Raw genomic sequence first — 23,846 nt, 5'->3', positions numbered from 1 at the left:
CCCCACTTCAAGCAACCCGCAAGGGTGGTAAGTGGTGGGAGTAGTTCACTACGTTCTATTCTAAAAGGTTATTGCTATCGTAAGGGATTTGTAGATTGGCTTTATTCAGCAGCGCTTTTTTGAATTTCTTTAAAATTAACTCGAGCGTTTGTTAGCTCAATACGAGTAATGACGATTGGTTTTGTAATCGCCTGTGTGACCATGTCACCCTTTTTAGGATCGGTGTAGTAATAGGAGACAGTAAGCTGATTTTCTTCTTCTACGATACTATCGACGTGGACAGAATATCCGCCAGTTGGCATTTCGCCTCTCGTAATTATAATATAAAGATCGTCTCCAGACGGTACTGTAAAAGTTGATTTCTCAAGCCATTTTTGTTGAACCGTAGCTTGAATATCTTTAGGTGCATTTTGCATGCTCACTGTTTCAAAGGAAAGCTCTTTCTTCATTTTTTGACCCCCATTTGATTCATTTGAAGATGATTCTGGAGAATTGTTTCCGCAACCTGCAAGCAGAACGAAAAGAATGGTTAGTGATAATAAACTTCCTCGCACTCTATTTTACCCCTTTCTTAATTCACTTTACTTAATCTTGTCCTCCATTTAAGTTTAGCGGACTTTCTAAAGCTTGGAAAGACCGTGATATTCTTCACGATTATAATCTCTTCTGGAGGGTAAGGAATAAATGTAGACAAATTACTTTGCCTGAAAGGAGAATTCGTATGCAGAATGAAATTTTAAGTTTTTTAAAGAATGTTGAGGAACCGGTTACAACGAGAGAAATCATGGAGTATTTATCTGGGAAGGGGTACAATCCTGATGAAGAAGAGCTTGTTCGTATGATTAAGAACATGCCACAGGGTACTGTGAAACAAGAGTATGATGCATCAGTAATTGATCCTTCACCATCTGTTGTATACAAAGCTGGGCCGAATGCATAAGTTATTTTTTTCTAAACAGATCAACAAAATATAAACCTACTATTAATAGAAAAACAATCCCGACACCATAGAGTACATCCATAATGAAAGACATCCGTTAACATCCTTTCCTAACTTCTTTTTAATAGGCTTTTTTCTAAAAGGTTATTTGTTTCAGCAAAAGTTTTACTATTAAATTAACATATCAAAGGTGATTGAAGCGTAAGGATGCCCGCCCCACGGAAAGCGAGCATCCTGGAGCGGAAATCAACTACTCTAATAGTAACAACTTCTATGAATTAAGCCCTTTTAATAAGTGTATCAAACGTCAACAAATGGTTGGGAAATTTCCATATCATTGCGATGTGGAAATGATATAATGTTGGCATTGAGTATATTGGGAAGGATGTCACCATGAAGAAGATAAAGTTTAACAGCTCGAAGCTCATTATTCTATTTTTTGTTGCTTTCATAATCGTAGGAGCTGCTAATGTTCTATTTAGTGATCGGAAGATGAATACGAGTGAGTATTTACTTAGCGAAAATCAAAAAGATGTTGTTTCTAGATCTGAAACACAGCCGAAAATTCCATTCGGAGCATTGGTGAATAGCAAACTGAAAGATAACGGTTCGATTAGTTTAACAGCTAAGATTAAGTATCAAGGAGAAGAAAAGGAAGAAATTAAGGTTGTTGAAGATGCTCTACTAGATTATCAAATTACGAATCAAGAAAACGACCAAGTCATTATTCCTTATTCTTCACAAGTTCCCTCAACAGAGAAGAGGGTATCAAAAGATGACATTATTGAAGGCGATACACTAACAACCGAACAGTTAAAGACAGGTGTATACCAGATTGAAGTGAAAGTTCCAATTATATTAAAAGATAAAGAAGAAGTTTTTGTTTTCCGTATACCTGTTGAATTGTAATGCTAATCTAAAACAGATAAAAATAAGTCCGAATTTCTTTAAATTTGAAGTTTGGTTTCTGGTTGATCGGGAATAGTTACTATCAAACCCCCTAAGTAAGTTTGATAGTGATTTTCCCCCTATGAACCGTGCTCAATGAGTGCGGTTTTTTTGTGTCTAACTTCTTGTAGACTGTTAGCTATAGTAGAGCGTTTCCATTATGCGGTATTCGTGGTAATCTTTTAGGAAAGAGTAGAGAATAGTTCTGAAAGGATGAGACGTTTGGCGAAAAAAGACATGATGACACAGTTAACTGATGAATTGGTTACATTTTTGGAGGGTGAAAAGCTTGTAATGCTCGCTACTATTGATCATGAGAGTGATACACCTAATGTCTCAGCGATATCATGGGTGAAAAGTGTTGATAAAGGAAACATTCGCTTCTCCGTTACGACTAACTCTAGAACCGTTCAGAACGTCAAAAAACATTCTGGTGTTGTATTGACTGTCATAGGATTAGAATCAGTTTATTCAATTCAAGGACAGGCAACAATCTTAGAGGAAGCAATGGCAGGGGTATCGTTAAAATTAGCTAAAATCAATGTTGAGATTGATCAGGTGATGGAATCGATGTTCTGGGGAGCAAAGATTACGACCGAGCCAGAATATGAGAAAACCTATAACAAGAAGAAAGCAGAAGAGCTGGATGAGGAAGTTTATAAAGCACTCATGAACTAAAAGAGAGCTTTCTTACTGAATAACTTTATGATTTAATAATAGCAATAAGCATTTTGTGCTGTCATTCTGACGTAGGCACCATGAAACGAGGTTGAATCCCATATGGAATGGGAAATGATCAAAGATTTGATGAATGAAGAAACAATAAAAACATGGCTTAGCCAGTATAGAGCTCTTGGTCCATTACCTGGTATATTGCTACCTATGTTTGAAGCTGTCATCCCTATATTGCCTTTGTTTCTTTTTGTAGCTGGTAATGCAGCTGCTTACGGATTCTGGTATGGATCATTATTGTCTTGGATCGGTGCATCTCTTGGTGCATTAATTGTATTTGTTGTAGTCAGAAAATTGGCTAGACAACGATTTATGCGTGTGGTTACAAAACATGCCAAAATCGAGAAAACGTTGCGATGGATTGAGCGACATGGTTTTGGAATGGTTTTTCTTCTTCTTTGCTTTCCGTTTACTCCTTCTGCCTTAATTAACGTGGTAGCAGGGTTATCCAATATGAGCATTCGAAGTTTTGTGTTAGCTGTGTTGCTTGGTAAAATGGTTATGATCTCGATCGTGTCATTTATTGGACATGATGTGTTTGCTTTAATTCATCGCCCATTAGAAATGATTCTGATATTGGTTGCGATTTTCCTTCTCTGGGGAGCGGGGAAAATGATTGAATATAAACTGAATCAACGTCCTAGGAAGCATCAAACCGAGGATCAAACGAGATAAATGATAAAACCATGCACAGAGTGCATGGTTTTATGTTATTTTTTTTAGGCTCTTTTCGTAGACATTGTTGGTTTTAGATAAGTGGTTAATTTCCGCTCCAGGATGCTCGCTTTCCGCGGGGTGGGACGCTTGAGCCTCCTCGTACGCTCCTGTGGGGTCTCACCTGTCCCACTAGTCCCGCAGGAGTCGAGCATCCTTCCGCTCCAATTAGCGAAGTGTCGTTTTTTATATAAAAATTCTTTCCAAAGCAACAAACTTTTAGAAAGGAGCCTTTTTTTATGAGGAGAGAAGGGCGTTTTGGAATGAAATCCTTCCAGCGCTTGTCGGAACTAACCGCCAACTTCCGCCTTTCGATCTAGCTGCAGTGGGCAGGTCCTCGAGTCGCTTCAGGATTTCATCCGAGCACAAAAAGCGTGCTCAAATGAAATCCTTCCAGCGCTTGTCGGACCTAACCGCCCACTTCCGCCTTTCGAACTAAAATATCTTCTTTTTATCTCTTTCTTCTTTTAATATCTCAACTGCTTCTCTAAAGCGTTGGGAGTGGATGATTTCTCTTTCTCTTAGGAAGGCGAGGGAGTCGTTGAGGTCTGGGTCGTCTGATAGGTCGATGATCCATTGGTAGGTGGCGCGTGCTTTTTCTTCGGCGGCGATATCTTCGTATAGATCTGCTATAGGATCACCTTTTGCAGCGATATAACTTGCTGTCCATGGAACGCCTGCTGCGTTTGAATAGTAAAGAGCGCTGTCGTGATTTGCATAATGTGCTCCAAGACCAGCTTCTTTCATCTGGTCGGCGGTAGCATCTTTCGTTAGTTTATAAATCATCGTTGCGATCATTTCAAGGTGAGCAAATTCTTCTGTTCCAATATCAGTTAACAATCCAACTACTTTATCAGGAATGGTATAGCGCTGATTTAAATACCTTAGAGCGGCAGCAAGTTCACCGTCGGCTCCGCCGTATTGCTCAATTAGAAATTTAGCAAGCATAGGGTTACATGTGCTTACTTTCACTGGATATTGTAATTTTTTCTCATAAATCCAAATTGTTACTCACCCTTTCCTATCTAGACTTGCCATGGCCATGGTGTATCGTCCCAATTCCAAGGGTAACTAGAGTAGCTATTCCCGTATTGTTGCAATGGACCATATTCTTTTTCGTAACGCTTCTTCAGCTGTTTTCTCATTTTGGCATACTCATTGAATTGCTCAATCGCTTCATAGTCATTTGGATGTGTGTCTAGATAGAGGGTTAGTTCGACGAGCACAAAATCACATGCTTGTAGTTCCTCAAGGAGCTCATAATACGCCTTAGGAAGCTGTTTGTTTGCCATTGTTACTCCTCCCGTTTTGAACGATATGGGTCACATAGGGCTTTCCAGAGAGTACCTCGATACAAAGCTTCCCGGGCAGAATATTGTTCAAGTCCAGGAGGCTGAAAGCCCATATAGAGGTTAGGGGGAGTTGAATACGACTTCACTCGAATAGGGGGACATGGATCAAAAGGACCAACATAAGGTTCATAATACTTCCTGTTTGTATACATGCTCGACCTCCTTCAATACAACCTTCATTCTCTAGTTGTATGAGTCTCGTAAAGAAAACATGTATAAACTTAATGAGGAGGAATTGTACCAATTAAAGAGCACTTCCACGATAGGAAGTGCTCTTTCGTTTACATTTTATTTACGGTATCGTTCCATTTCGCAAGCATGTTTTTTAAGTCATGAAGATCTGAGGTGAAAGGGTAATTGTCTGCTACGCTTCGTTTTTGCCCGTCGTCTAGTTTTTCATAACTGTGTACAAACTCTGACATATCTCGAGTTAGGCGGTTGAGTTCCCATTTAAACGTTTCAAGTTCTTTCTCCATGTTCAAAACTCCCTTATCATTATAGTCTTATCTAAGGTATACCCTTGCTACTATAGCTAAAAACCTTATGTCTGCTTTTTACAATATTTAGCTACTCGATATGCGAACGTATTTTCTTATCGATCCTATTCAATATCGGGAAAACATGAGATAATAGGTGTAGAAAATAGGGTTTAGTGACTAGGAGGCAGAAAAATGACGGTTCAGTTTGTCATTGGCAGGTCGGGGAGCGGGAAAACGGACTATTGCTTATCAGAAATACAGAATGAATTAACGAATCGGCCTATCGGTCAGGATATGATTTATTTAGTTCCAGAACAAATGACATTCCAATCAGAATATGAGTTAGTACATAACCGAGACTTAAAAGGAATGATTCGTGCACAGGTGTTCAGCTTTACAAGGCTTGCCTGGAAAGTCCTACAAGAAACGGGAGGCATGGCACGCCCTCATCTTACAAGCGTTGGGACAAGCATGATGCTTCGTCATATTATTGAGGAGAATAAGCAGCACCTGAGAATATACCAACGTTCATCTGAAAAAACAGGTTATATTGAACAGCTAAATGATATGGTTACAGAATTCAAGCGCTATTGTCTTGAACCAGATGATATTAGAAATTACGCGAATGATTTATATACAGAAGATGAACGCAGCTTACTTAAAGATAAGCTATTTGATCTTCATCTCGTTTACGATGCATTTCAAAAGGCCATGATTGGCCATTATCTTGATTCGGAAGACTATTTAGCACTTCTTGCTGAGAAAATAGAAGAATCAAGCTACCTCGATGGTGCTACGATTTTGATTGATGGTTTTCATAGTTTTACGCCTCAGGAGCTTCTAGTGATTCAGGCGCTGATCAAGAAGGGGACGAACCTCTCGTTCACCATTACGATGGATCCAGAAATGAACCTTTCTGCTATTCATGAGCTTGATTTGTTTCATGAACCTGGGAAAACGTATCAGGCACTTCTAGCGATGGCGAATGAAGAAGGAGCTGAGGTTAAGGATTCCATTGTTTTAACTTCCCAAAAACGGTATCAAAGTAGTGAACTTGCTCATTTAGAGGCTAACTATGGTGAAAGACCACCTATTCTTTATAGCGGTCAACTGAAGAACATTCAATTGCACCATGCAGTTAATATTCGCTCAGAAGTAGAAGCGGCTGCTAGAGAAACACTCAGACTTGTTCGAGATGAGGGTTATCGCTTCCGTGATATCTCTGTCATGGTTAGAAACATGACATCTTATTATGAATTGGTTGAAACCATCTTCGGAGACCATGAGATACCGATTTTTTCTGATCAGAAAAGAACAATGCTTCATCACCCGTTAATTGAACTTCTTCGATCAAGTTTGGATATTATTCAATACAATTGGCGGTATGAAGCTGTATTCCGCTGTGTGAAAACAGAATTATTATTCCCAGATGACACTGGTGAGAGTGTAGAAGGTATTCGAGAGCGAATGGATGAACTTGAAAATTACGTTATTGCTAGAGGAATTAAAGGGTACCGTTGGAAGACAGGAGAAAGATGGAAGTCGAATATTTATCGTCAGCTTGAAGATAAAGAAACAATTACATCGGATGAACTTGAGAAGATGGAAGATCGACTTAACGAAACGAAAGACTGGGTATCTACGCCCCTTGAGAAATTTGAAAGAAAGATGACGAAAGCAAATACGGTAAGAGATATGTGCGAAGCTCTTTATTACCTTCTTGAGAACAGTAATGCAGCTGAAAAAGTAGATCGCTTGAAAGAGAAAGCTGAACAATCTGGTCAGCTTACTAAAGCAAGAGAGCACGACCAGGTTTGGGATGCTGTGATCTCGCTTCTAGATGAAACAGTGGAGCTAATCGGAGATCAAAAGCTTTCTGTTGAGCAGTTTACGAAATTACTTGAAGCAGGAATTGAAAGCATGAAATTTGCCCTCGTTCCAGCGTCACTTGATCAGGTGGTGATTGGAAGCATTGACCGAACTCGATTTACTAATGTGAAGTGTGGTTTTCTGTTAGGTGTGAATGATGGTGTTTTACCAGCGAGGATTCAAGAAGATGGTCTCCTAAGCGAACAGGATCGAGAGAAGCTAGAAGAACAAGGCATTCAGCTAGCACCAGGTTTGAAACGTCGCCTTTTAGACGAAGAATTCCTTATTTATCATTCTCTTTCTACTCCATCGGATGCATTATGGGTGAGTTGTCCGCTTGCAGATGAAGAAGGAAAAGGGCTCCAACCATCGATTGTAATGAATCGATTACAGGAAATGTTTCCAGATCTTGAGATTGGATTAAAGTTCGCAGAACCTGGTGAGTCGATCGACGAGCTATCATTTATCACAAATCCTTCTAAAACAATTGGAAGGTTAACAGGGCAGCTTCGACAGTGGAATCGGGGATACCCAATAGATTCTATTTGGTGGGACGCATACAACTGGTTTGTCATGAACCCTTCTCAAGATGATAAGTTACGGTTAATCGATAGTTTATTCTATCGAAATAAAGCTCAGAATTTATCTGACGATACTAGTAGGAAACTCTATGGTTCGAATATTCAAGCGAGTGTATCACGAATGGAACGTTACAAATCCTGTGCATTCTCGCAATTTGCTTCTCACGGATTAAAATTGAAAGAGCGAGCAACATTCAAACTTGAAGCTCCTGATATAGGTCAGCTTTTCCATGCTGCTCTTAATATGATGGCTGAAACGATTAAGCAACGTCACTGGGATTGGGGAAAGCTTTCTTCAAATCAGTACTATGAGTTGTCTGGTGAAATTGTTAAACAAATCGCTCCAAAGCTTCAGAATGAGATTCTACTAAGTTCCAACCGTTACCATTACATCATGAGAAAATTAACTCAAGTTGTAGGTCGTGCTTCTTCGGTCCTCGGTCAGCAAGCCCAAAAAAGTGGGTTTCAACCAGCGGGCCTTGAACTAGGGTTTGGGCCAAACCAGGAGCTACCACCGATTGAGTTTACGCTGAAAAATGGTGTGAAGCTTCAACTAATTGGGCGAGTCGATCGGGTTGATCAAGCGTTTAATGGCGATGAACTACTGCTACGGATTATTGATTATAAGTCGAGCGGTACTTCACTTGATCTATCAGAAGTGTATTTTGGACTAGCTCTACAAATGCTCACATATCTTGACGTGGTGATTACGAATGCGAACGTGTGGCTTGGTCGTAACGCGACTGCTGCAGGTATGCTGTACTTCCATGTTCACAACCCGATGCTACAAACATCAGCTCCAGGACAAGCTGCGATTCAACAAGAGTTGTTTAAGAAGTTTAAGATGAAAGGACTTCTTCTTGCTGATAAGGATGTAGTGAGTTTAATGGATCAAGATATTGAAGTAAAGAAATCAGATATTATACCAGCTGCGCTTAAGAAAGATGGTAGTTTCTATAAGAATTCATCGGTGCTTTCTTCTGATGACTTTCATTCGCTAAGATCATTTACAAGAAATACGATCCAGAAAATTGGAACAGATATTTCTGAAGGACGAATCGATATTGATCCGTACAAAATGAAAGATAGAATACCGTGTACATTCTGCTCGTACCGATCGTTTTGTCAATTTGATCAGGCGATGGAAGACAATGTTTACAAGCAAATCCCAGTTGAAGATGATGAAACAATTTTAAGACGGATGAGAGAGGGGGAAGACAAGAATGAATCCAATTGATAAACCCGAAGGATCTAGATGGACAGATGAGCAATGGGATGCAATTGCAGCTCGTAATCAGGATGTGCTTGTTGCTGCAGCAGCTGGATCTGGGAAAACAGCTGTTTTAGTAGAGCGCATCATTCGAAGACTTGCAGATGAGAACGATCCTGCTGAAGTTGACCGGATCCTTGTCGTAACTTTTACGAATGCTGCTGCAGCCGAAATGAGACATCGGATTGGTGAAGCACTTGAAGAAAGATTAAAGGAAGACCCTTCTTCCCTTTATCTAAGAAGACAGCTTTCGATGCTGAATAGAGCTTCGATCTCAACGCTGCACTCATTCTGTATGGAAGTACTCCGTAGGTATTATTATGAGATTGATTTGGATCCAGCTTTTCGCGTTGCAGACCAAACAGAGGCTGCGCTTCTTAGAGAAGAAGCTATGGAAGAGTTGTTTGAAGAGCATTACAGCAAGGCAGAGAACGAGGCATTTTACGATCTGGTTGATCGGTACAGCAGTGATCGTAGTGATGTTGATCTCCAGCTTCTTGTTGAACGGCTTTATCATTTCTCATCGAGCCACCCTTGGCCTGAACAATGGTTAGCAGACAGCGTTAGATTATATGAAGAAGCTAACAAGGTAGAATTTAACGAACTCGTTTGGGTGAAAGAACTAATGAAAGACGTTGTTCTTCAGCTTGAAGGTATGAAAGAGGTTCAGGACAAAGCGATTGAACTAGCATCAGCACCAGGAGGTCCTGAGCCATATCTTTCATCACTTGAGCCAGAAAGGCAAATGGTTTCAAGTCTTCTGCAGGCTGCTTCAGAATCTTGGGAGTCGTTAAAAGAAGCTTTTGAAACAGCATCGTTTGGTCGATTAAAACCGTGTAAAGGCGATCAATTCGATTCCGGTATGATTGAAACGGTCAAAGCTATGCGAGACCGAGTGAAGAAAACCATACAAAGTCTTAAAGAAGACCTTTTCCAGAGGAATCCCGAGGAGTATCTAGACGACATCGTTAAACTAGCTCCTGTATTAGGCACTCTTTCTTCACTGGTAAATGAATTTCGAGAGCGCTATTCCTTACTGAAGAAAGAAAAAGGGCTAGTCGATTATAGTGACCTAGAACATTATTGTCTTTCGATTTTATTAGATCAGGCTTCAACGCCTATGAATCCGATTCCTTCGAGTGCCGCTCGTGAATACCAAACGCAATTTGCGGAAGTGCTAATTGATGAGTATCAGGATACAAACTCCGTCCAGGAAACGATTCTTAATGCGATCAGCAGGAGTGATGAGTCAGGCGGAAATCGCTTTATGGTTGGCGATGTTAAGCAAAGTATCTACCGTTTTCGTCTTGCAGAACCTGGTCTATTTCTTTCCAAATACAAAACGTTTGGCAGGTCTTCTGCTGATTCTTCAAAGCGAATTGATCTCGCACGAAACTTTCGAAGTAGAGAAGAAGTATTGAATGGTACAAATTATATCTTTAAACAAATCATGGACGAGCGTGTTGGTGAAATCGAATACGACGAAGCTGCGGAATTAATCCCAGGAGCAAGCTATCCGCACTCTGACACGGTTGTACCAGAAGTGCATGTGATTGATCAAAGCTCTGATAATGAGGAAGATGGAGAAGACGTTGAGAAAGTTCAGCTAGAAGCGCGTCTCATTGCTTCAAATATTAAAGCAATGATGGGGAAAAGTGAGACAGAACGAATAAAGGTATACGATCGTAAAGAAGAGCGCATGAGGCCAATTCAGTACCGTGACATGGTGATTTTATTGCGTGCGACAGCTAGCTGGGCACCTGTTATCTTGGAAGAATTGAAGCAAGCAGGAATTCCTTCTTATTCAGATCTTGCATCTGGGTATTTTGAAGCAACGGAAGTAGCTGTGATGATGAGTCTCTTAAACGTGATCGATAATCCATATCAAGATATTCCACTTGCCTCCGTACTACGTTCACCAATCATAGGGTTATCTGAGGAAGAACTTGCGCTTATACGAATCAATGAGAAACATTCAAGTTATTTCGCAGCTCTACAGCGTTATTCTGAAACAGAAAGCAATCGGTTATCCGAAACGCTTACAACGTTCCTTACTAACTTGAACCGTTGGAGAGAGCAAGCAAGACAAGCATCGTTAAGTGAATTGATTTGGCAGCTTTACAGGGAGACCAACTATTTCGAATTTGTTGGTGGGATGCCTGCTGGCTTGCAGCGTCAAGCAAATTTACGTGCGCTATATGATCGCGCGAGACAATATGAAGCAACGTCCTTTCGAGGGCTGTTCCGCTTCCTACGCTTTATTGATCGAATGAAAGAACGCGGCGGCGACCTGGGTACAGCTCGAGCTCTTGGTGAACAAGAGGATGTCGTGCGTGTTATGACCATTCATAAAAGTAAAGGACTTGAGTTTCCCGTCGTCTTTATAGCTGGTATTGCAAAGCAATTTAACATGAGAGATATGGCCAATCCTATGCTTGTACACAAAGAATTCGGGCTTGCTACAAAGTTCATTGATCCTCATGATCGAATCAGTTTTCCAACGCTTCCTTATTTTACGCTTCAGAAGCGAATGAAGCTTGAAATGCTAGCGGAGGAAATGCGCGTCCTCTATGTCGCGTTAACTCGAGCGAAGGAAAAGGTTATCCTAGTAGGGACAGTAAACGATTGGGAAAAAGAGATCTTATCCTGGACAGGAGCAGCTAGCGAAGAGTGGCTTTTATCAGATTATGAGCGATCGAAAGGAAAGTCTTATTTAAGCTGGATCGGCCCATCGATTATTAGGCACAGAGATCTTTCTTCTATCATGGAAGGAAGAGCGAGCTTACCTTTTCATGAAGAAGTCCATCAACATCCTTCTAGATGGTCCCTAACGGTTCATGAAGCTGCAAGTTTTGCAGAGGTAGAAATGGAAGAAGTGCAAAAACATCAGGAGTATGAAACGCTTCTTCAACAAAGGAAACAGATTCCGGAAGTGAGCGTTCATAAAGACCAAGTTGAGAAAAGGTTAAACTGGACTTATGAGCATAAGGCTGCTACTGAGACAAGATCAAAACAATCAGTCACAGAAGTGAAACGACAAAGAGAGATTTTTCAAGATGAGCGAAGTGATAATCAGCTTGTAAAAGGATTTAGTCAATCGTTAAAAGAACGACCTCGTTTTCTACAAAGTAAACAGCTTACGCCTGCTGAAAGAGGTACGGCTATGCATATCGTCATGCAACATTTAGATTTGAAAAAACAGCATGATGAATCATCAATTCGAAATGTCATTGCAAAGCTTGAGAGGAAAGAGTTGTTAACTGCTGAACAAGCTATGGCCATTGATCTTCATCAGATTCATCAGTTAGTCGAATCAGATCTTGGTGAGAAAATGAGAAATGCTTCAGAAATATACAAAGAAGTGCCGTTTAGCCTAGGTGTTGATTCGAAGTGGATCTATGGTGATTTTGAAGGCGATCAAGAAACGGTCGTTCTTCAAGGTGTCATCGACTGTATCCTTCGTGATGAAGATGGAGCATTAACGTTAGTGGATTACAAAACGGATGTGATTCATGAACGCTTCTCATCTGAGGAACAGGCGATGGAAACGATGAAGCGCAGATATACAACCCAGCTTCAACTATATGAAAAGGCGATCAATGAAATCTGGAAGATGCCGTGCAATGAAAAAGTACTTTACTTTTTTGATGGCAGCCGTACTCTATCGATCGACTAACTAGCTGGCCGGGCTCCTTGTCCGGCTAGTCTTCTTTTAGAAAGGCAATGTTAGCTCATATTGTTGATTTCTCGATTTTTGGCTCATTCGAGTGAAACCTCAGTTTCACTCGAATGAGCCAAAGATCAACACTGTTCATTAATATAGCGAAAAGTTTAAATAAAGGAGTGACTTATGTGAGATTACTTCATACCGCAGACTGGCACCTTGGTAAAACATTAGAAGGTAGATCTCGTTTGCCAGAACAAAGAGAGTTTCTAGAGGAACTAAATGGAATTGCAGATGAAGAGAATGTTGATGCTATTCTAATGGCTGGTGACGTGTTTGATACGGTTAATCCGCCTGCTGCTGCTGAGACGCTATTCTATGACGCTGCAGTGAAGTTAACAAGTAATGGGGAACGCCCGCTTATTATCATTTCAGGCAATCATGATAACCCTGAACGGCTTTCTGCATCACGACCACTTGCAAATATGAATGGCATTACGATTATTGGATTTCCAACGAATCAAGCTGTGGAAGTTAGAGTACGTAACGGACAAAAACTTTCAATCGCTGCGCTTCCGTACCCTTCTGAATCAAGGTTGAACGAATGCTTAACTGAAAGCCAGGAAGAAGGGACTCTACAGTTGGCGTATGATGATCGTGTGAAAAAGCTCTTTAGTGATCTATCGACTGGGGATGAGGATTCTGTTCAAATCGCCATGAGTCATATTTATGTAGCAGGTAGCAGAGAGAGTGACTCAGAAAGACCTATACAAGTTGGTGGAGCGTATACTGTTTCAGCAAATTCATTGCCTGAACAGGCACAGTATGTGGCGCTTGGTCATCTTCATCGTCCACAAACGATCACAAGAGGTTCGGCGCTTGCTCGCTATTCAGGTTCACCTCTTGCGTATAGCTTCTCAGAGGCAAATCAGACTAAATCGGTTACGCTTATCGATGTTGAACCAAATGGAATTGCCCATTTGAACGAGGTTCCTCTTCAATCAGGTAAGCCACTCGTTCGGTGGATTGCAGATAAAGGAATTGAGCAGGTCTATACGTGGCTAGAAGAAGGTAAAGATGCTGATGCGTGGATCGATCTTGAAATACATTTAAATGATACTCTATCGATTGAAGAAATACATCGACTTAGAAGTCAGCATAGTGGGTTTATACATATTAGGCCTGTATTTGAGAAGAAAGAGCAGCAAAAGGAAGCATCATACTCAAGTTTACCAATTGATGAGCTGTTCAAGAGATTTTACGAACAGCAAACTGATGGAGCAGAACCGGATGAAGAGCTTATACAGCTTTTTCTAGAGCTATCTGAAAATGATGAGTAAGGAAGGGGGAAGAAAGCAATGAAACCGATCCATTTATCTGTATCAGGATTGCATAGTTTTAGAGAAAAGCAAGAGGTTGATTTTGAAACACTGTGTCAGGGTGGTATCTTTGGCATTTTTGGTCCAACTGGAAGCGGTAAGTCGTCTCTACTTGATGCCATGACGTTAGCTCTATATGGAAAAGTAGAGCGCGCGACGAACAACACACAAGGTATTATGAACCATGCGGAGGATACGCTGTCTGTATCATTTACATTTAAGTTAGGTAGTGACTTAACGTATCGTGTCGAGCGAAGCTATAAGCGCTCAGGTGATATCTCCATTCGCTCTGCGAATTCGCGTTTAATAGAGATCGGGGAAGAGAATACGGTTTTAGCTGATAAAGATCGAGATGTTTCTCAGAAAATCCAAGAAATTCTAGGATTAACGATTGATGATTTTACCCGTGCAGTTGTTCTTCCGCAGGGAAAATTTGCTGAATTTCTTTCTTTGAAAGGTACTGAGAGACGGCAGATGTTGCAACGATTATTTCAGCTAGAGAAATACGGAGATCAATTCAATAGACGATTGCGTGCAAGAGTAGATGAAAAGCGGAATCAGGTCAATGAAATCACTGCTGAGCAAACAGGACTTGGTGAAGCATCGAAACATCACCTTAAAGAGGCGAGAGAATCTCTTACCTTAGCAGAAAAAGCTGCAGAAGAGGCAAGGGTTAACCTTTTGCAAGCCGAGAAACAGAAAGAGGACGTTAATGAAACGTGGTCTTTACAACAGCAGCTTGCTCAAATCAAACTGAAGCGAGATTCTTTAGTGGAAAAAAGTGATGAGATGAAAGAGCTTCAAACGAAATTGAAAGAGGCTCAAGCTGCTTTGCAAATCAAACCATACCTTGATGCAGTTGAATCAACTGAGAAAGAAGCAAAAGAGGCGCAAAATCGATACAAAGAGGCGAAGGTGCAGCTTGATGAGGCAAGTGAGACGTATCGGTCTAGGAAGAAGACGTATGAGGGCGATCGATTAAAGCAACAGGAACAAGAGCCGATTCTTTTGAAACGACTTAATGAGCTTGAACGTGGGATTACGCTTGAAAAAGAGTTGGCTAGACTTAAAGAGCAATCCACTAATCATGAGGAACAGCGTATAGCTCTCCAAAAAGATGTTGCGGTAGCGAACGATCAGAAGGAAAAGGTAGAGAGGGATTTAAGCAAAGCGCGAACACTGCAATCTGACCTTAATCAGGAGCTTACTAGTCTACAAGTTTCTCCAGATGAGCGAAAGCGAGTTTCAAGAGCACAAAGCTTAAAGCAAGAATGGTATTCCATAACGAATCAGCTTAATGATGTGAATAAGGAAGAAAAGGAACGGCTGGCAGAGCGTGACCGACTTTATCCACTCCATGAAGAAATGTCGAAGCAATTAGATAAGACGAAGGAATACTACCAGCATTATTTTGGGTCTCTTCTTACTGTTTATAACCAGGTATCGTCCTGGAAGTTATCGCTTGAAAAGCGAATTGCAAAACGTCAAGAAAAAGTACAGAATGCTCATCAAAAGCTTGAAGAAAGTCGTACGCATGCGATAGCGATTAGGCTTGCTTCAGAGCTAAAAGAAGGTGAATCGTGCCCAGTATGTGGTTCAAAAGACCACGTGCATCTTGCTGTAGGGGACGATGAGTCTCTGAAATGGCAGGATCACATTCAAACAGATGAACAAAAACGTGAAGCGCTGAAAGATCAGCTTCAAAATGCTAATCAGCTACAGTATAAACTTGAACAGCTTTCTGATTTAATGACAGAGCAAGAAGATTTAAGTGGCGTTCAACAAAAAGGGGATCACTCGAAGGAACTAAAAGCTGATTTAACAGACGATGAAGTAATAACAGAAATTAAGTCTCTTACCCAAGATGTTCAAGAGCTTGAGGATAAAATCAAAAAGGAAAGTAGATCACTTCAAGAACAACAATCAAAAGCATCAGAGTATGCTTATCAACTGAAGCAAGTACAGGAAAATCTTGCTTCACGCGTTGAGAAACGAAAACAATTAACCACTCAGAGCGAAAAAATTGAGAACACGTTACAAAATGAGTTTCAGTTGCAAATAGAAGATGTTGAATCAGAGTTGAAAAAGATTGAGGAAATGGACGAGAAGGCAAATGTTGTTCGCGACCGACTAACCAAAAGCGACCCTTACATTGAGAAGCAAGAAAATCTTCTCATTTCATTACAAGAGCAGGTTCAACGGTATTCCGTTCGAAATGCTGAGCTAACAAGCTCTCTAGAACAGCTTTCTAATCAAGTAAGAAGAGCAGAATCAGAGTATGAAGCGATTGCTTGTGATTCAATTGCTCAAGAAGGCTATAATCAAGTGAACAAACAGATAGAATCACTTCGTAACGATGAAAAAGCTTCTGCGGTTCAATTGAAAGAAGCTGAAGAGCGCTACTTGGAAACAGAGAGACAAGCTGCTGCTGCAAAGAACTATGACCAAGATGTTCAACTACGGTTAAAAAAGGCAGAAACAGCATATTCTGAAGCGGAGACAGACTCGATTTTCACTGAACGAAAGCAAGTGAGATTAGCTGAGGTGTCGATCGATCAAAGGAGAGATTGGGAAGAGCAAGTAGAAAGATACACGAAAGAGTGGAACCAAACAGATCATAATAAAAACGAAGTTGAATCGAAGCTTTCTGGAAGGAAAGTAACCGAGGATGAATATACGGAGTTAAATAAACAGGCGGATCTCGCAAAGGAAGCTAGAGAAGAAGCTCTTTCTCATTTTGCAGCAAGACGTCACCATCTTGAAGATGTTTCGGGAAGACACGAACGGTTCAACGAGCTCGAAGAAATTCGCAAAGCATCGAGCGCCGAGTTGGAAAAGCTCGGAAAGCTTCAAACTGTTTTCCGGGGAAATAGTTTTGTAGAATTTATTGCTTCTGAGCAGCTTGAACAAGTAAGCCTTGATGCATCTCAGAAACTTGGAGATTTAACATCACAACGATACGCAATAGAGGTAGATTCGAGTGGAGGATTCCTAATACGAGATGATGCAAACGGTGGGGTTAGACGACCAGTTTCAACACTTTCCGGTGGAGAAACTTTTCTTACTTCACTCGCATTAGCACTTGCACTTTCAGGTCAAATCCAACTTAGAGGTGCACATCCATTACAGTTCTTCTTCTTAGATGAAGGGTTTGGAACATTAGATGAATCCCTTCTCGATACCGTTATAACATCTTTAGAAAAATTACAGAATGATAGCTTAGCTGTAGGTGTCATTAGTCACGTGCCAGAGCTAAGAGCAAGATTACCACGCAAAGTGATTGTCTCACCATCAGAGCCTTCAGGGCGTGGAAGCAACATAATGATGGAAACATTATAAGAGAGAATAACATATCCATTTGGGTATGTTTCTCTTTTTTTTTGAAAGATACTGTCAAAATACGAGAGTTTATGTAAAAATATGAATAGTAGATGAGGTTATTTTACATAGGAGGAACATGGATGTCGCACTCTATGAGACTAGTAGTAGGAAGTATAAAGCCGTTTTCACATTTTCGACCCCTTCGATCGGCTTATCAATTTAAAGGAACGTGGTGGCGGTTAATTTTACTTAGCCTTCTTGCGTTTATCGTTGTGGGATTAACGTCGTTTATGAACATTAAATATGCTGGAGAAGTGCCTGAATATGCCGGATTAGCTTCGAATGACCGACTGCTGTTTCTAATGAGTGAAGTAATAACAGATGGGGTACTTGGTCTTTTGACCTTTGCCTTCATTGTACTAGTTGGTTCCCTTCTTTTCTGGTCATTCTTTCAGGAAGTAGGTTATAAGAGACTTACTTATATACATAGCTATGTCGTGTTTATTCTTTTACTTGGCATGTTGCTTCAATTGCCATTTATTGCATTTCTAAATGAACCATCGCTTATATCACCATACAGCCTAGGCGTTTACGTGGATCTGTTAACGAATAACACATTTTGGCTCTATTTCACCTATAGTCTCTCGATCTTTTTAGCATGGGGCACATTCGTTCAATATGCAGCTATTAAACAAAGTACCACCTTGTCGAAAGGGTATATTTTGTTTTGGATTGTTACATTAAATTTACTTATTGTAGCGATTCTAGCATACATGAGGACGGCATTTTAATGAATAAGTTGGAGGGTCACACTGTGAATCGTAAGTCACTCTGGATTAGCATAAGTGCCGCTCTATTTCTCCTACTCTTCATAACGGCTAATACACTCCTGATTCAGCGTGTTTTAGCAGATGAGAAGAAGGTAGAAACGGTTACGGTAAAGGGAAAAACGTATCAGGAGCTTGTATCATTTGATGGTGTATTAATACCTGAATTAGAAGAGTCATATTATTATCAATCATCGCGAGGAGAAATTTCAGATGTCCTTGTTAATGAAGGCGATGAGGTAACCTCTGGGACAACACTTTTTGAGTATGAAGAAGTAGAAACGGTTAATGTTTCGGAACTGGAGGCTCAGCTAAATAAAGCGGAAACAGCCGTTTCCGTTCTAGATGATCAGCTTAATGACTTATCATTGCAATCATCTCGTGTTGAATCCAACACAGATCTCGAAGATGAACAGAAACTACAGCTGCAGCTTGATGTGGAAGAACAAGTGAGAGACACAGAGTATAAGAAAAGGCTTGCTGAGCTAGATGTGAAGGAGCTAGAACGTCAAATTCAAGAAGCCGATACTGAGGAGATTGAGAATACAGTCGACTCAAGCCTTGATGGTTTGGTTAAAGAGATTAATCGCATTCCAGAGGATGATGAACCTGTCGTAACGGTTCTCTCGAACAAGTTAGCCGTACAAGGTTCAGTTTCGGAACTAGACTATCCAACGCTTAATGCGGATCAAGAAGTGACTGTTCATGCTACAGCGTATCCTGGTCAGCCTGTAACAGGTCGAATTACGATGATCGAAAATCGTCCCTACCAAGTTGATGAAGAATCAGGACTTAGCTTCTATCATTTTACTGTCGAGATGGAAGGCGAGAATGAAATAGCTTCTGGCACACATGTAACGATTGATGCACCTCTTCACCAAAACAAAAACGCTCCATCTGTACCTGAAGAAAGCATCATTCAAAAAGGTTCCGTTAGCTATGTAGTTGTACTCGAAGACACAAATCTATACCTGAGAGTTGTTGAACAGGGAAGGATTGAAGATGGTAAGGTGGAAATTCTTTCTGGACTTCAGCTGAAAGAGAAAGTACTAACGAAACCGAAAGAAGCGTTCACTGAGCTACTATCTGAGAAAAAAGAGAAACAACATAAAGGTAATAAAGATGAGGAAGATAAGGAAGAGCCCAGTAAAGGGTGAGGAAAGTGGATCTGCAGAAATGCAGATCTTTTTTGACTCATTCGAGTGAAATTGAGGTTTCACTCGAATGAGCCAAAAATCGAGCAATCAACAATATGAGCTAACACACCCTTAATAAAAGAGAGTTTCTCTTAGGATATTTGTACAAAAAATCACACTTCGCTAATTGAAGCGAGCATCCTGAATCAGACATTGACCCAGTCTTATAGCAATAATGGTTTTTCAATCAGACTTTTACACAATTAATTAACTGAATATTCATTATTTTAATAAGGAGTGAAAGAACTATGAAATTTATTTCGTTTACAGCGGAAAAAGAAGAGCGCTTTGGTGTATTGCATGAAGAAGAGAGTATTGTCGTCGATTTATATTCCTATTTTCGTGACAAGGGTGTGGATTTGCCTACGCTTCTTTCCTGCATCCAGACAGAGAACATCAACATAGAAGAGGTGAGGAGGGTTTCAGAATCCTACAACATTTCTATTGAGAATGTTTACCTGCAAGCCCCGATTCCGAAGCCTCTGAAAAACATTTTCTGTGTAGGTAAGAATTATCGAGATCATGCCATTGAAATGGGGAGCGAGAAGGATATCCCGGAGCACCCCATGATCTTCACGAAAGCTCCTACTTCAGTAAGTGCACCTGAAGAGGTACTATCGTTCTCAAAAGGTGTTTCTGAAGCGATAGACTATGAGGGAGAACTAGCTGTTGTAATTGGCAAGAAAGGTAAAGGTATTTCGCGCGAACATGCAATGGACTATGTATTCGGTTATACAATCATAAATGACATTACGGCTCGAGATCTTCAAAAGAAGCATGGACAATTTTTTGTGGGAAAGAGTCTTGATCATTCATGTCCAATAGGTCCTGCTATCTTACATGCTTCTAACGTTAGAAATCCACACGACTTAAATCTTGTAACACTTGTCAACGGAGAGGTTAGACAAAATGGTCATACATCTGATCTGATTTTTGATATACCTGAACTCATTCACGTTCTTTCAAAAGGTATGACGCTTGAAGCTGGGGATATCATTGCAACTGGAACCCCATCAGGTGTAGGAAAAGGGTTCAATCCGCCTAAATATCTTGCTGATCGAGATTGTGTTGAAATTCGAATAGAAGGAATTGGTGCATTGCGAAATGAAGTTAGTATAAGATAGCGTTTCCGTGTTTAGCTCGTGGTGATTAAAGGAATTGTTATCCAGAGAACCTACTAGGAGGGTTAGCAAATGGAAAAATTTCATTATATTAACGGTGATTGGGTAGGACAGGATCTAGAAAAGCTTGAAGTAAACAATCCTGCGACTGGTGATGTTGTTGGAACAGTTCCGATAGGTGGTAAGTCAGAAACGAAGAAGGCTATTGACGCAGCGCATAAAGCGTTCCCAGAATGGTCAAGCCTCACCGCATATGAGCGGTCATCATACTTAAAGAAACTCCATAGTCTGATGCTCGAGCATGAAGATGAGCTAGCAGAACTGATGACAATAGAAATGGGTAAGCCACTTCATGAATCTAAAGGAGAAGTTGCTTATTCTGCGTCTTTCGTTGAGTGGTTTGCAGAAGAAGGAAAACGTGTATACGGTCGCACGATTCCGCCACATAAAGAAAAGCGAATGATGGAAGTACGGAAACAGCCAGTTGGTGTTGTTGGAGCAATTACCCCATGGAACTTTCCGGCAGCCATGATTGCTAGGAAACTAGCACCAGCTCTTGCTGCAGGGTGTACCTTTGTCGTAAAGCCGCCATCTGCAACGCCGTTAACAGCGGTAAGACTTGTTGAATTATGTGAAGAAGCAGGGATTCCTAAAGGGGTTGTGAATCTTGTTACTGGTAAATCATCTGAAGTAGCTGGTGAGCTAATGAGTAACCCGCACGTTCGTAAAATAACATTTACGGGATCAACGGAAGTAGGAAAGAAACTAATGGAGCAGTCAGCAGAAACAGTCAAAAACATCTCGCTTGAGTTAGGTGGCCACGCACCTATTATTGTTCTCGATGATGCTGACATTGATAAAGCTGTCGATGGAGTAATAGCCTCTAAGTTTAGAAACGGTGGACAAACATGCATTTGTGGAAACCGGGTGTATGTACAGGAGAAGATCTATGATGACTTTATTTCAAAGTTCGTTAACAAGGCGAAAGAACTTCAAGTAGGTAACGGACTTGAAGAAGGAACTGATATCGGTCCAATGATCGATAAAGATGGCTACGATAAAGTAGAAAAGCACGTTCAAAATGCGATTAGTCAGGGAGCGGAATGTGTATTAGGTGGAGAAGGTTATGAAGAGAATGGCTGCTATTTCTATCGTCCGACCATTCTTAAGGATGTGGCGCCAGGCATGTTAATCATGAATGAGGAAACGTTTGGCCCTGTAGCACCTATTCAAAAGGTTTCAACGGATGATGAAGCCATTAAGTTTGCTAATCAGACGCCATTTGGTCTTGCAGCGTATGTATTTAGTGAAAGTGTCAGAAGAGGAAATCATGTTGTGAACGGGCTTGATTATGGGATCGTTGGATGGAATGATGGTGTTCCTTCTGCAGCCCAGGCTCCATTTGGTGGGATGAAGCAAAGTGGTATTGGTCGTGAAGGTGGACACGAAGGGATCGAAGCATATCTTGAAACGAAGTATGTGTCTATAGGATTGTAATCATAAAGAAGAACCTCGCTAGGGGCAACCCTAGCGAGGTTCTTCTATGTCTATAAGCTTCGTTTACACTGATAATACATCGGTGATTTGCTCAATCGCCCAGTTTAAATCCTCTTCACTAATAATAAGCGGAGGCGCAAATCTAATAACTGTTTCGTGCGTTTCTTTACAAAGAAGTCCTTTTTCTTTCAACTGCTCACAGTATGGTCTTGCTGCTTCATGAAGTTCTACACCAATGAAAAGGCCGCGACCGCGAACTTCTTTAATGAGTGGGTTTTTGATTTCTTTCAACTTATTCTGGAAGTAGTTTCCTAGTTCAAGAGATCGTTCGGCTAGCTTCTCATCTTCAAGAACTTCAATAGAAGCTACGGATACTGCACATGCTAGTGGATTCCCTCCAAAAGTAGAGCCGTGCGATCCTGGAGTAAATACACCGAGAACTTCTTCATTTGCTGCAACGCATGAAATTGGGAACACTCCACCTCCAAGTGCTTTACCAAGAATGTACATATCTGGTTCAACATTGTCCCAGTCACAAGCAAAGCGCTTTCCAGATCGGCAAAGCCCAGCTTGAATTTCATCTGCAACGAAAAGCACTTTCTGTTCTCTACAATAATCATAGGCCTCTTTTAGGAAACCTTCTGGTGGAATATTAATTCCAGCTTCACCTTGAATCGGCTCAAATAAGAAGCCTGCTGTGTTTGGTGTGATCGCTTTTTTCAAAGCATCAATATCCCCATAAGGGATCAGCTTAATACCAGGAAGCATTGGACCGAATCCACGCTGATATTCTTGTTCAGAGGAGAGAGAGACGGCAGTCATAGTACGACCGTGGAAGTTTCCTTCACAAGCAATAATCTCCGCCTGATCTTTCTGAACTCCTTTTACTTCATATGCCCAGCGACGCATTGCTTTAACAGCCGTTTCTACTGCTTCAGCACCAGTGTTCATAGGAAGAATCATATCTTTGTTTGTAAATTCTGAAATTTTACGATAGAAAGGGCCAAGTTGATCATTATGAAAAGCCCGAGAAGTTAATGTCACTCGATCCGCTTGATCTTTAAGTGCTTGAATAATCTTCGGATGTCTGTGTCCCTGATTTACTGCTGAATAAGCACTAAGCATATCCATATAGCGATTGCCCTCAGGATCTTTAACCCAAACACCTTCCGCTTCTGCAATTACGATTGGTAGTGGGTGATAATTGGGTGCACCATACTGCTCTGTCATCTGAATAATATCCTGTGTTTGTACCATGTTACCTGTCACTCCCATCTTTTTGTTAATGCCACGATATCATTATAACAATGAAATCGCTTGCTTCCTATGATTTGTGATAAAATGGCACGAAATATTCTGAAAATGTAGAATGTCTTGTTTCGTGATATGATAGTCAATAGTTTATACATAAGAAAGAAGGAGAGACTGCAAATGCTTCATGCACATTATACAGCCTGGGGATTAACCCTTATTGTTTTTATGACTAGTTACTTTTTAATGAGGGCTGGCAAGGGAAAAGCACAGAACGTTACACATACAATTCTACGCATCTTATACATCTTAACTGTTGTATCAGGAATGTTCCTTGTTTTTGGCTACCATTTCTGGGGTCCGTCGCTCGTAAAAATGGTTGTAGCTTTATGGCTACTTTTCTCAATGGAAATGATTCTCGTAAGAGGTGTTAAAGGGAAAACAATCTGGGCCTTTTGGCTACAATTTCTATTTGCTTTTATGCTTGTCTTTTTTTATGGGTATTACGTACTGCATCTTTATCAGTTATAAGTCCCGAAACCACCTTAATTTAGGTGGTTTTTTTGTATTAAAAGGTGGAACAACATCTGCCGATATAAGAAGTAGGGTAGAATGGCATATTTATGGGATATCTGTGTTCCTATACTCTTCTTTTTGATATTATGGACATAATAGAAAGTTTCGAATTAAAGGTATTAAGGAATG

Annotated in this window: 19 protein-coding genes; 13 read left to right on the top strand and 6 right to left on the bottom strand. The window is 40.7% G+C overall.

Annotation, left to right across the window (positions count from 1 at the left end; genetic code table 11):
• Window positions 1-101 precede the first annotated feature (101 nt).
• On the bottom strand, window positions 102-554 hold the full coding sequence (locus tag AB986_RS21105) for a protease complex subunit PrcB family protein (protein WP_053216061.1): 453 nt from the start codon (window positions 552-554) through the stop codon (window positions 102-104).
• 167 nt (window positions 555-721) lie between these two features.
• Between AB986_RS21105 and AB986_RS06850 the strand changes: the two genes are divergently transcribed.
• The 4 genes from AB986_RS06850 (at window position 722) to AB986_RS06835 (ending at window position 3,295) form a co-directional block, all read left to right on the top strand.
• Window positions 722-940, top strand: a complete 219-nt coding sequence (locus tag AB986_RS06850) for a transcription initiation factor IIE subunit beta family protein (RefSeq protein WP_048310135.1) — start codon at window positions 722-724, stop codon at window positions 938-940.
• A 393-nt stretch (window positions 941-1,333) separates the two neighbouring features.
• Window positions 1,334-1,849: a hypothetical protein gene (locus tag AB986_RS06845; protein ID WP_048310134.1), complete on the top strand. Its 516-nt coding sequence runs from the start codon at window positions 1,334-1,336 to the stop codon at window positions 1,847-1,849.
• A 276-nt stretch (window positions 1,850-2,125) separates the two neighbouring features.
• On the top strand, window positions 2,126-2,566 hold the full coding sequence (locus AB986_RS06840; protein ID WP_048310952.1) for a pyridoxamine 5'-phosphate oxidase family protein: 441 nt from the start codon (window positions 2,126-2,128) through the stop codon (window positions 2,564-2,566).
• 102 nt (window positions 2,567-2,668) lie between these two features.
• Complete coding sequence (locus AB986_RS06835) at window positions 2,669-3,295, top strand: TVP38/TMEM64 family protein (protein WP_048310133.1); 627 nt, start codon at window positions 2,669-2,671, stop codon at window positions 3,293-3,295.
• Between the two features lie 474 nt (window positions 3,296-3,769).
• Here the strand turns inward: AB986_RS06835 and AB986_RS06830 are convergent, their stop codons facing one another.
• The 4 genes from AB986_RS06830 to AB986_RS06815 all read right to left on the bottom strand — a co-directional run bounded on the left by AB986_RS06830 (window position 3,770) and on the right by AB986_RS06815 (window position 5,162).
• On the bottom strand, window positions 3,770-4,339 hold the full coding sequence (locus AB986_RS06830; RefSeq protein ID WP_048310132.1) for a manganese catalase family protein: 570 nt from the start codon (window positions 4,337-4,339) through the stop codon (window positions 3,770-3,772).
• Window positions 4,340-4,359: 20 nt separating this feature from the next.
• A complete protein-coding gene (locus AB986_RS06825) occupies window positions 4,360-4,626 on the bottom strand; it encodes a spore coat protein CotJB (RefSeq protein WP_048310131.1) in 267 nt (88 codons plus the stop codon).
• 2 nt (window positions 4,627-4,628) lie between these two features.
• Window positions 4,629-4,838 (bottom strand): spore coat associated protein CotJA, encoded by a 210-nt coding sequence (locus AB986_RS06820; protein ID WP_048310130.1) that lies wholly within the window; start codon window positions 4,836-4,838, stop codon window positions 4,629-4,631.
• A gap of 129 nt (window positions 4,839-4,967) precedes the next feature.
• Window positions 4,968-5,162 (bottom strand): hypothetical protein, encoded by a 195-nt coding sequence (locus AB986_RS06815; protein ID WP_048310129.1) that lies wholly within the window; start codon window positions 5,160-5,162, stop codon window positions 4,968-4,970.
• Between the two features lie 195 nt (window positions 5,163-5,357).
• Between AB986_RS06815 and addB the strand changes: the two genes are divergently transcribed.
• From addB to AB986_RS06775, 8 genes are all read left to right on the top strand, one after another.
• Entirely contained in the window at window positions 5,358-8,852 is a 3,495-nt protein-coding gene (gene addB, locus AB986_RS06810; RefSeq protein ID WP_048310128.1) for a helicase-exonuclease AddAB subunit AddB, read from the top strand.
• Window positions 8,839-12,561 (top strand): helicase-exonuclease AddAB subunit AddA, encoded by a 3,723-nt coding sequence (gene addA / locus AB986_RS06805; protein ID WP_048310127.1) that lies wholly within the window; start codon window positions 8,839-8,841, stop codon window positions 12,559-12,561. The genes addB and addA overlap by 14 nt, the downstream gene beginning before the upstream one ends.
• Window positions 12,562-12,737: 176 nt before the next feature.
• Window positions 12,738-13,889, top strand: a complete 1,152-nt coding sequence (locus AB986_RS06800; protein WP_048310126.1) for an exonuclease SbcCD subunit D — start codon at window positions 12,738-12,740, stop codon at window positions 13,887-13,889.
• Between the two features lie 18 nt (window positions 13,890-13,907).
• Window positions 13,908-17,267, top strand: coding sequence for an AAA family ATPase (locus AB986_RS06795; RefSeq protein WP_048310125.1), 3,360 nt, complete (start codon window positions 13,908-13,910; stop codon window positions 17,265-17,267).
• Window positions 17,268-17,389: 122 nt separating this feature from the next.
• Complete coding sequence (locus AB986_RS06790) at window positions 17,390-18,040, top strand: hypothetical protein (protein ID WP_048310124.1); 651 nt, start codon at window positions 17,390-17,392, stop codon at window positions 18,038-18,040.
• On the top strand, window positions 18,040-19,233 hold the full coding sequence (locus AB986_RS06785) for an efflux RND transporter periplasmic adaptor subunit (protein ID WP_084006427.1): 1,194 nt from the start codon (window positions 18,040-18,042) through the stop codon (window positions 19,231-19,233). The genes AB986_RS06790 and AB986_RS06785 overlap by 1 nt, the downstream gene beginning before the upstream one ends.
• A gap of 287 nt (window positions 19,234-19,520) precedes the next feature.
• Window positions 19,521-20,396, top strand: a complete 876-nt coding sequence (locus tag AB986_RS06780; RefSeq protein ID WP_048310122.1) for a fumarylacetoacetate hydrolase family protein — start codon at window positions 19,521-19,523, stop codon at window positions 20,394-20,396.
• Between the two features lie 69 nt (window positions 20,397-20,465).
• Window positions 20,466-21,890 carry an NAD-dependent succinate-semialdehyde dehydrogenase gene (locus tag AB986_RS06775; protein ID WP_048310121.1) on the top strand — a complete coding sequence of 475 codons (1,425 nt, stop codon included), beginning with the start codon at window positions 20,466-20,468 and terminating at the stop codon, window positions 21,888-21,890.
• Window positions 21,891-21,953: 63 nt separating this feature from the next.
• Here AB986_RS06775 and AB986_RS06770 read toward each other — a convergent pair whose 3' ends face one another.
• A complete protein-coding gene (locus AB986_RS06770) occupies window positions 21,954-23,147 on the bottom strand; it encodes an ornithine--oxo-acid transaminase (protein ID WP_048310120.1) in 1,194 nt (397 codons plus the stop codon).
• 174 nt (window positions 23,148-23,321) lie between these two features.
• On the opposite strand from AB986_RS06770, the gene AB986_RS06765 reads away from it, so the two are divergent.
• The gene (locus AB986_RS06765) at window positions 23,322-23,672 is read left to right on the top strand and encodes a DUF1516 family protein (protein WP_048310119.1); all 351 of its coding nucleotides are present in this window, start codon (window positions 23,322-23,324) and stop codon (window positions 23,670-23,672) included.
• Window positions 23,673-23,846: the final 174 nt, after the last annotated feature.

The sequence above is a fragment of the Guptibacillus hwajinpoensis genome (assembly GCF_001039475.1).
In the GTDB taxonomy this organism is placed as follows: domain Bacteria; phylum Bacillota; class Bacilli; order Bacillales; family Guptibacillaceae; genus Guptibacillus; species Guptibacillus hwajinpoensis.
Note: the sequence above shows the minus strand (reverse complement) of the source record. Positions and strands in the feature narration are given on the sequence as shown.